Source organism: Egibacteraceae bacterium (assembly GCA_035540635.1).
Taxonomy (GTDB): Bacteria; Actinomycetota; Nitriliruptoria; order Euzebyales; family Egibacteraceae; genus DATLGH01.
Genome location: DATLGH010000091.1, coordinates 25,209 through 33,869, shown reverse-complemented (window position 1 = coordinate 33,869; position 8,661 = coordinate 25,209). Strand labels below are relative to the sequence as shown.

Sequence of the window (8,661 nt, the reverse complement as noted above, 5' to 3'; positions counted from 1 at the left end):
ACCCGCCCCTGGCGACCCCGCCGCCCCCCGGGTCGCCGGGGTCGCCAGGGGCGGGTGGGGGCTCGGGCGAGGACAACGGCGACGGTGTCGCCGTCGGCCACGGGATCGGCCGCACCGTCGGCGGCGGCGCCGGGCTGAACGTCGGCAGCGGCTCGGGCGTCGGTTCGGGCGACGGCGCCGGGCTCGCCATGGGCGGGCCGAGCCGGCGCCCCGACTCGCTGCGTACCTTGCGCTCGTCGGGCGGGGTCTCGGGGAACTCGGTCGGCTCGACGCCCTCGAGCAGCGCGGAGGCCGCCGCCGCCCAGATCGGCGCGACGACGCCGCCACCGAAGCACTGGCCTCTGCAGCCGGGGAGGCCCCTGATCGTGCGGGGCGTGCGCGGGTCGCCGACGTAGATCGCCAGCGACAGCTCGGGGGTGTAGCCGCTGTACCAGAGCTGCTTGGACTCCTGGCTCGTGCCGGTCTTGCCGGCCTGCGGCCGCCCGATGTTGGCGGAGCGACCCGTGCCGCTCGCGACGACCGCCTGCAGGCCCTCGTTCACCTTGCCCGCCACCGAGGGCGCGATCGCGCGGTAGCAGCGCCCGAGGTCCTCCGGACCGAGCTCGTAGCCGAACTCCGCCATCCGCTGCGTCCATGCCGCGAGCTGCTCCTCGGTGGGTTGGCGGGGGTCGGGCGGCGCGAGCGGCGTGCCGGCCGGGTTGCGGACCTCCAGGACGGTGCGGGCGGGACAGGCCACGCCCATGTTCGCGAAGGTGCCGAAGGCCGAGGCCATGTCGAGCGGCGTCACGTCGGCGGTCCCGAGGGCCATGCCGATGCCGTGGGCGTTGGGACCCTCCCGGACGAGGTCGGGGCTGCGCATGCCGAGGCGATGCGCCATTTCGACCATGGCCTCCACACCGACCTCGTTGCCGACCTGGAAGAACACCGTGTTGCTCGACGCGGCGATCGCCCGCAGGAGCGAGCAGCCCCCGCCGCAGCCGCTGCCGCGCACGGTCGTGCCGCCGATGGTGATCGAGCCGGGTGCCCGGTAGACGGAGCTGAGCTCCTTGCCGCGCTCGAGGACGGCGGCGAGCGGTACGGGTTTGAACGCCGAGCCGGTCTGCTGGCCGAAGTCGCTGCCCATCGCGAGGTCGACCTGGCTGGCCTTGAAGTCGCGCCCTGAGTAGGCGGCGATGATGTCGCCGTTGCGGGGATCGACCGCGACTGCCCCCATGTCGAGGCCGGGGTCCGCCGGCAGCCGCTCCCGGATCTGCTGGTCGAGCTTGGCCTGCTGCTCGAGGTCGATGGTCGTGATGATGTGCAGCCCGCCCCGGTAGACGAGGTCCGGCCCGTAGGCGGCGAGCATGTGCTGGCGCACCTGCTCGACGAAGAACGGCGCCGGCGGTTCGGGGATGCGCGGCTCGATGATCCCGAGCGATGCGATCCTCGCCTCGCCGGCCTCTTGGCGGGTGACGAAGCCGTAATCGCGCATCAGGTCGATGACGCGGTTGCGTCGCTGCAACGCCCTGCCCGGGTCGTTGCGCGGCGAGTAGCGGGTGGGGGCGGCGAGCGTCTGCGCCAGCGTGGCCGCCTCGGCGATGGTGAGGTCCGAGGCGGGCTTCTCGAAGTACGTCTGCGCCGCGGCCTCCACACCGTACGCGCCGGCGCCGAAGTAGGCCCGGTTGAGGTAGCGCTCGAGGATCTCCTCCTTCTCGAGCTCCTTCTCGAGCTGGAGGGCCACCACCGCCTCGCGGATCTTGCGTGACCACGTGACCGCGTCGCCGACGTAGACGTTCTTCACGTACTGCTGCGTCAGGGTGGAGCCGCCCTCCGCGATCGCCCCGGTCTGGAGGTTGCGGACGACCGCGCGGATGACGGACAAGGCGTCGACGCCCTCGTGCTCGTAGAAGCGGTGGTCCTCCGCGGCTATGACGGCGAGCTGGATGCTCTCCGCGACCTCCTCGAGCGGCACGGGACGCGCCTCGATCTCGGCGGCGAAGCGGGTGATCGGCACGAGGTTGCGGTCGAACACCGACGACGGCCCGAGGAGCTCGCCCTGCGCCTCGGGGATGTCCCAGTCGATGGCGAGGGCGACCATCGCGAAGGTGAGCACCATTGCGAAGCTGAGGACGACGAGAACGATCGCTGCAGCCGCCGCCCGCAAGGAGAACCGCGTCCAGGACACGAGAGCAGTCTAGGGCGGCGCCGGGTGCTCGGCTCGCCCGGCAGGACAGGAGCCACGCTCAGCCGCGGTCGGGCCCGGGCGCGCCGTCGCGGTTGAGGAACGTCACGACGACGTCGACGGGCTGTCCCGGCGGGGCTGCCCAGCTGTGGACCTCGAGGCGGTAGCGCCCCGGCTCGAGGCCCGTGCGGGCGAGCGTCTCGCTGTCGAGGTTCGGGGACTCGCCGGCGGCGAGATCCTCCGACCAGGAGCCGTCCGCGTTCCTGCGCTGCAGGTAGAGGTCGTAGTCGCCGGGCGCCGACCAGGTCGCCAGGGCCTCGAGGGCGGCGTTGGTCGGTTCGGTCACGTCGAACTCGAGGAAGCCGCTCGTGGCCTCGCTGCGGGTGCCCGCGCCCGGTGCCGGTGGGACGACCTGCCCACGGATGCGCGGCTGCGCCGGGCCGGCGGGGATGTCGGCCAGGGGGTCCTCCGCGCGCAGCGCCACGTCGTCGTAGAGCCGTGCGTCGGGCACGACCGGCAGGGTCAGGGCGGTCTCGCCGGGGCCGGTGTACACGGTGACCTGCGCCTCGAGCGTGTGCGTCGACACGTGGTGCGGGCTCGACGTGCCGACCCGCAGGAGCATGCGCTCCCCCGCGGGAATGTGGTGCGCCATCGTGAAGCAGGGCGGGTCGAGCGCCATCTTCTCGCCCGGGACGATGAGCTCCGGCTCCCGGACGTCGTTGCGCAGGTGCGGCTGGATGGCGCAGTAGCCGAGGGGGTGACGCTCGCCCTGCGCATCGACCCGGAAGACCCCCGCGATGAGGTTGACGAGCTGCGAGGTCAGCACCGACGCGCTGAGCCGCAGGTGGGGGAGGCCGACGACGACCACGTCGTCGCTCATCGGCGCGGAGAGGAACTCGACACCGCCTTCCGACGACGTCGGGCCGGTCGGCACCGACGTGAACGACGCCGACCCTGCACCGTCGGGCTTCTCGCCGAGGCTGCCGTCGCGTGCATCGGGGTTCAGCGTGATCGTCGCGCGCGGGCGGCTCCAGCGGTCGCTCGTCACGACCTTGTCGCCGTTCAGGAAGACCTCCACGGCCGGCCCGGTGTCGACGGCGCGGTGCTGGAGGTGCTTGTCGAACCAGGCGTGCAGCGCGTACTGCCACTGGTCGAACCGGCAGGTCGGGTGGGGCACCTCGCAAGTGGACAGCCCCGGGGAGCCGTGGTCCCACTGGCCCAGCCACACCTTGTCCCCGGGCCGGTCGAAGCGCTCGCCGAAGAACCATTCGGCGGACGGGATGCGCGCGGCGTTGTCGTTCACGCCGTGGACCATGAAGATCGGCATTTGCGTGGCCGTGGCGGCGGCGCGGTAGTCACGGACGGCGTGCCACTCCTGGTACTGGCCCGTCACCTGGCCGTGGCCGGCGGTGAGCGACGAGCTTAGCCAACCGCACCCGGTGTGCGGGAGGTTGTTGCCGAAGTCGTCGCCGGACGGGCCGAGCGGCGTCTCGATGCCCGGCGGGAGGTGGCGGATGGTCGACAGCTCAGCGTAGGCGGCGATCGGTCCGACGAGCTGGAGGAACCAGGGCACGCCGTGGTGGAACTGGTGGTCGTACATCGACGCGAGGCTGGCCGACGGCACGATCGTCACGAGGCCGCGGGGGTTCTGCGCCGCGGCCACCACCGGGGTGGACCCGACGTAGGAGTGGCCGGTCATGGCGACCTCGCCCGTGGACCAGGCCTGGTCGGCGGCCCACTCGACGATCGTCTTGAGGTCCTTCGCGTCGTTGGGGCCGAGGTAGTCGAGGCAGCCCGCCGACCGGCCGGTGCCGCGCAGGTCGACCATGGCGACGGCGTACCCGCGGGGGGCGAAGTATCCCGTCAGCCCGATGGGGTTGCCCTCGGCGTCCTTGGGGTCGGGGAAGACGCGCGTGCCCTTGCGGTCGGCGAGCGTGCCGTGATACGGGCTGGCCTCGAGGATCACCGGCCACGGACCCTCGCCGTGGGTGGCAGGGTCGGGTCGCACGATCTCGACATACAACTCGACGCCGTCGTGCATGGTCACGCGGTGCACGTCGCGGACCGTCTCCGGGTAGTCCGGCCCGGACAGCCCGGCCACGGCGGTGTAGTCCGTCGGCTCGAGGGGATCCGCCGCGGCCGTGCGGACAGCCGACGACTTCGCCGGCGCCGGCGCGCCGCTCTGCGCCGCGCCGGCGGGCATGTCGGCCGGCGCTGCCGCGCCCGCGCCGGGGTCCTCCGCAGCCGCCGACGGGGCGTCCGCCACCGCGGCCGGTGGCGCCTCGGGCGCGACGGGGGCTGGGGCCGAGGTCGCTGCGACGGGCAGCGCGAGACCCAGCACGACCACGATCGCGACGGCGACGCCTATCTCGGTTCGGCGTGACGGGTCCCGCATCACCTGCTCCTCATCGGCGCCCGCGGCGCGGATCGGTCCGGCGAAGAGATTATTCGACCTCAGGGCCCGCCGCTCCTGCCGGTGGCGGCAAACCGCGTCGCGGGCCATCGGCCGGCAGCGTAGGGCCGGGGTCCGGCAGGCAGCGCACCGCACCCATCGCAGCCCGCACACGCGCTTGCGCCTATGTTACCGCGCGGTAACCTGGGCGCGACGACCCACCTTGGAGGGTGACGATGCGGATCATCTGCCCGGTCAAGCGCGTGCCCGACACCGCCGCGGACAAGAAGATCGACCCGAGCGACAACACGCTCGACCGGGACGCCTCCGACCCTGTGCTGAACGCGAACGACGAGTGGTCGATCGAAGAGGCGATGCGGCTCAAGGAGCGCCAGGGCGCGGAGGTCATCGCGCTCTGCGTCGGCCCGGACACCGCACAGACGACCATCCGCAAGGCGCTGTCGTACGGTCTCGACGGCGCCATCCAGGTCACCGACGCGCGCATCGCCGGCTCCGACGCCATGGCCATCGCCCGGATCATCGCCGCAGCGCTCGCCGACGAGTCCTACGACCTCATCATCATGGGCAACCAGTCATCGGACGCGCGGACGATGCTCGTGCCCGCAATGCTCGCGGAGTTCCTCGGGCTGCCTGCTCTCACGTACGCGCGGCGGTTGGAGGTCGCCGACGGGCAGGCGACGGTCGATCGGGAGACGCCGACGGGTCACCAGACCGTCACGGCGCCGCTGCCTGCGGTCGTGTCCGTGGTCGAGGCGATCAACGAGCCCCGCTACCCGTCCTTCAAGGGGATCATGGCCGCGAAGAAGAAGCCGCTGGCGGTGAAGGACCTCGACGCGGTCAGGGTTGACGCGGGGCAGGTCGGCCTTGCCCACTCCTCCACCCAGGTGCTCGATATCACCCCGCGCCCGCCGAAGCAGGCCGGCGAGAAGGTCGCCGACGACGGCTCCGGCACCGTCGGCGCGAACGCCCTCGCGGAGTTCCTGGCCGCACAGAAGCTCATCTGACCGCGAAACCCGGGCTCCCGTACGGAGGTCATCGCAGATGCCGCCCATCCTCGTCCTCGTCGACCACGATCAGGGAAACCCGAAGAAGGTTTCCCACCAGGTCGTCACCGCCGCCCGCACCCGGGGTGACGGCGAGGTCTTCGCGCTGCTGTTGGGCGAGCACGCGAGCGCCGGGGCGGGCAAGCTCGGCGACTACGGGGTGGCGAGGGCGTTCGTCTGGGAGGCCCGCGAGGTCCAGGAGTACGCGACGGAGCCGTCGGTCGCGGGCCTCGTCGCCGCCGTCGAGGCGTCCGGCGCCACGAGCGTGCTCTACCCCGCCGACCCGTTCCTGACCGATGTCGCCGGGCGCGCCGCGGTCCGCACCGGTGGGGGCGTGGTCACCGACGTCGTCGACCTCGAGGCGGACGGTGACGGGCTGGTGGGTACGAAGCGCATCTTCGGCGGCGCGATGATCTCCCGCTGCCGGGTGCGGGCCGGACGCCCGGCGTTCTACGGCGTGTCCCCCAACGCCTTCACCGCCGAGGCGCCGGGTGGGCCCGCGCCCGAGGTCGTGCACCTCGACGTCGCGCTCGACGATCGGGCCAGGCGGGCGAGAATCGTCGAGCGTGTCGAGCAGTCAAGCGGCGGGCGCCCGGAGATGACCGAGGCGAGCGTCATCGTCGCGGGCGGCCGCGGCCTCGGCGACGCCGAGGCGTTCACGCTGATCGAGCAGCTCGCGGACGTGCTCGGCGGCGCGGTCGGCGCGTCCCGGGCCGCCACCGACGCGGGCTGGTACCCCCATCAGCACCAGATCGGCCAGACCGGCAAGACCGTCGCGCCACAGCTCTACATCGGCGCGGGGATCTCCGGGGCGATCCAGCACCGTGCGGGCATGCAGACCGCCCAGACCATCGTGGCGATCAACAAGGACCCCGAGGCGCCGATCTTCACCATCGCCGACTTCGGCGTGGTCGGCGACCTCCACAAGGTCATCCCGCCCCTCATCGAGGAGCTGAAGCGGCGTCGGGAGTAGCGGGTCCGGGCCGCGAATCGGTCAGTCACCCTCTGTAACCACTCGAGGTCCTGGGGTACAGTTCGCACCGAGCCGCAGCGGAGGGACGCGCGGTCGAGGCGGGAGGGAGCGCACCATGGTCCGGAGCCGACGCAGCCGGATTGCGGCACTGGCGGTCACCGCCCTCGCGGCGAGCCTGCTCGGTGCACCCGCCGCCGGCGCCGGCGAGCCCCCTGCTGACGAAGTCGATGCGCCCGCCCCCGGCGCGGCGCACCCCCTCGACGACCCGTCCGAGCCTGAGGGCGTCCACTCGTTCGCGGCGCCGCCCACCGCGACCCTCTCCGCATCGTCGGGCGGATGGCGCCGGCCTGCCGTCGAGCCCCTGGCCGGCAGGGACCGTTACGCGACCGCGGTCACGGTCAGCCGTACCGGGTGGCCGGGGACGGCACCGGCGGCGGTGCTCGCCACCGGAGAGGACTACCCCGACGCGCTCGCCGCCGCGACCCTCGCCGGGACCACGGGAGGGCCGCTGCTCCTGACGCCGACGACGTCGCTGCACCCGGCCACGGCCGACGAGCTGCGCCGGCTGCAGCCCCGCACGGTGTACGTCGTCGGGCGGGTGGCCGACGCGGTGGAGGCGACGGTGGCAGGCCTCGGGCTTCCCACCGAACGCATCCGCGGCGAGGGCCGCTACGACACCGCCTTCGCGATCGCCCAGCGCGCGGCCGAGCTCGGCGCGGACACCTCCACGGTGCTCGTCGCGAGCGGGCAGGGCTTCGCCGACGCCCTGGCGGCCACCCCGCTCGCCGCGGCGTTCCGCTACCCGATCCTGCTGTCACCCAAGGACAACGGCCACGCCCGGCTGGCCGAGCAGGTCACCGCGCTCGGGGCACGCAGGACGTGGGTGGTAGGCGGGGCCGGCGCGCTGCCCGACCCCGCCGTCGCCGGCCTGCCCGCGCTCGAGCGGCTCGCCGGGCCCGAGCGCACGGCGACCGCCGCGGCCGTGGCGACTCGCGGGCGGGCGCTGGGGCTCACCGGCCCGCCGGTCGTCGTCGGTGCGACGAACTTCCCCGACGGTCTCACCGGGGGTGTCTACGCCGGCGCGGCGCGACGTGCGCCGCTCCTCGCGACCGGTCGGGCGCAGCTCGCCGGGCCCCTCATGCAGTGGCTGGCGGCCCACGGTCCGGCGCACGTCACGCCGATCGGCGGCGCTGCCGCGATCGGCCCCGTGGCCATGTGCCAGCTACACGAGGGAGCCGCACGCCCGTGGCGCTGCATCGAGGAGGAGCTGGCCCGTCAGGGGTACAACACCGGCCCGATCGACGGGCACATCGACGGCCAGAGTGTCTGGGCGGTGTACGCCTTCCAGAAGGTCGCCGGCCTGCCGGTGAACGGGCAGTTCGCCGAGCGGGAGTGGGGCGCGATGCTCGGGCGCCCCGAGCTGCCCGTGCGCCGCCCGGACCTCGGACCGAACCACATCGAGATCGACCTCGCCCGCCAGCTCGTGCTGCTCGTGCGCGACGGGCGGGTCGCGCACGCCTTCCACACCTCGAGCGGCAAGCCATCGACGCCGACGGTGCTCGGCACCTTTTCGGTGTACGAGAAGCGCAACACCCGCCAGGCGAACCACATGTACCGGTCGATGTTCTTCTTCCGCGGATACGCCATCCACGGCTACCCGTCCATCCCGCTGTACCCCGCGAGCAACGGCTGCCTGCGCCTGTACGACGGGGACGCCGACTTCGTCTTCCCGCGGGTCGGGATGGGCGAGCGCGTCGCGGTCTTTTGACGCTAGTGGTGGCCGCCGTGCCCGTTGGCAGTGTCGCGGTGGCGCGGAGCGTCGTGTGGCGGGCAGTACGGGATGCTCTGGTGCGCCTGGTGCGTGCCCTGGTTGCGATGTGGCACCGCCTCGTGGGCGCGCGTGGTCCTCTGGTGCTCGCAGCCTCCGCCGGTATGGGTTGCGCTGGCGGCTGTGGCGGGTCCGAAGACCAGTGCTGCGGCGAGCAGAGCGCTCATCATGGTCCTTCGCATGGTGCTTTCCTCTCTTTTCGGTGCGGTGGCTCGGTTGACGCGACAGCGCAATCATGAACCG

Annotated in this window: 5 protein-coding genes; 3 read left to right on the top strand and 2 right to left on the bottom strand. The window is 73.0% G+C overall.

The genetic code is table 11. The features are described from left to right. Positions 1-2,164: transglycosylase domain-containing protein (locus VM324_14350; GenBank protein ID HVM00471.1), on the bottom strand; the 2,164-nt coding region annotated here is incomplete at its 3' end. 58 nt (positions 2,165-2,222) lie between these two features. After that, the gene (locus tag VM324_14345; GenBank protein ID HVM00470.1) at positions 2,223-4,664 is read right to left on the bottom strand and encodes a CocE/NonD family hydrolase; all 2,442 of its coding nucleotides are present in this window, start codon (positions 4,662-4,664) and stop codon (positions 2,223-2,225) included. Between the two features lie 125 nt (positions 4,665-4,789). On the opposite strand from VM324_14345, the gene VM324_14340 reads away from it, so the two are divergent. The 3 genes from VM324_14340 to VM324_14330 all read left to right on the top strand — a co-directional run bounded on the left by VM324_14340 (position 4,790) and on the right by VM324_14330 (position 8,358). After that, positions 4,790-5,578, top strand: coding sequence for an electron transfer flavoprotein subunit beta/FixA family protein (locus tag VM324_14340; protein ID HVM00469.1), 789 nt, complete (start codon positions 4,790-4,792; stop codon positions 5,576-5,578). A gap of 37 nt (positions 5,579-5,615) precedes the next feature. Continuing rightward, on the top strand, positions 5,616-6,590 hold the full coding sequence (locus tag VM324_14335; GenBank protein ID HVM00468.1) for an electron transfer flavoprotein subunit alpha/FixB family protein: 975 nt from the start codon (positions 5,616-5,618) through the stop codon (positions 6,588-6,590). Positions 6,591-6,705: 115 nt separating this feature from the next. Next, the gene (locus VM324_14330; GenBank protein HVM00467.1) at positions 6,706-8,358 is read left to right on the top strand and encodes a cell wall-binding repeat-containing protein; all 1,653 of its coding nucleotides are present in this window, start codon (positions 6,706-6,708) and stop codon (positions 8,356-8,358) included. Positions 8,359-8,661: the final 303 nt, after the last annotated feature.

Bases quoted from the DNA above. Each gene is read 5' to 3' on its own strand.
- VM324_14335 (HVM00468.1), top strand. From the start codon at position 5,616: ATGCCGCCCATCCTCGTCCTCGTCGACCACGATCAGGGAAACCCGAAG.
- VM324_14340 (HVM00469.1), top strand. From the start codon at position 4,790: ATGCGGATCATCTGCCCGGTCAAGCGCGTGCCCGACACCGCCGCGGAC.
- VM324_14330 (HVM00467.1), top strand. From the start codon at position 6,706: ATGGTCCGGAGCCGACGCAGCCGGATTGCGGCACTGGCGGTCACCGCC.
- VM324_14345 (HVM00470.1), bottom strand. From the start codon at position 4,664: ATGGCCCGCGACGCGGTTTGCCGCCACCGGCAGGAGCGGCGGGCCCTG.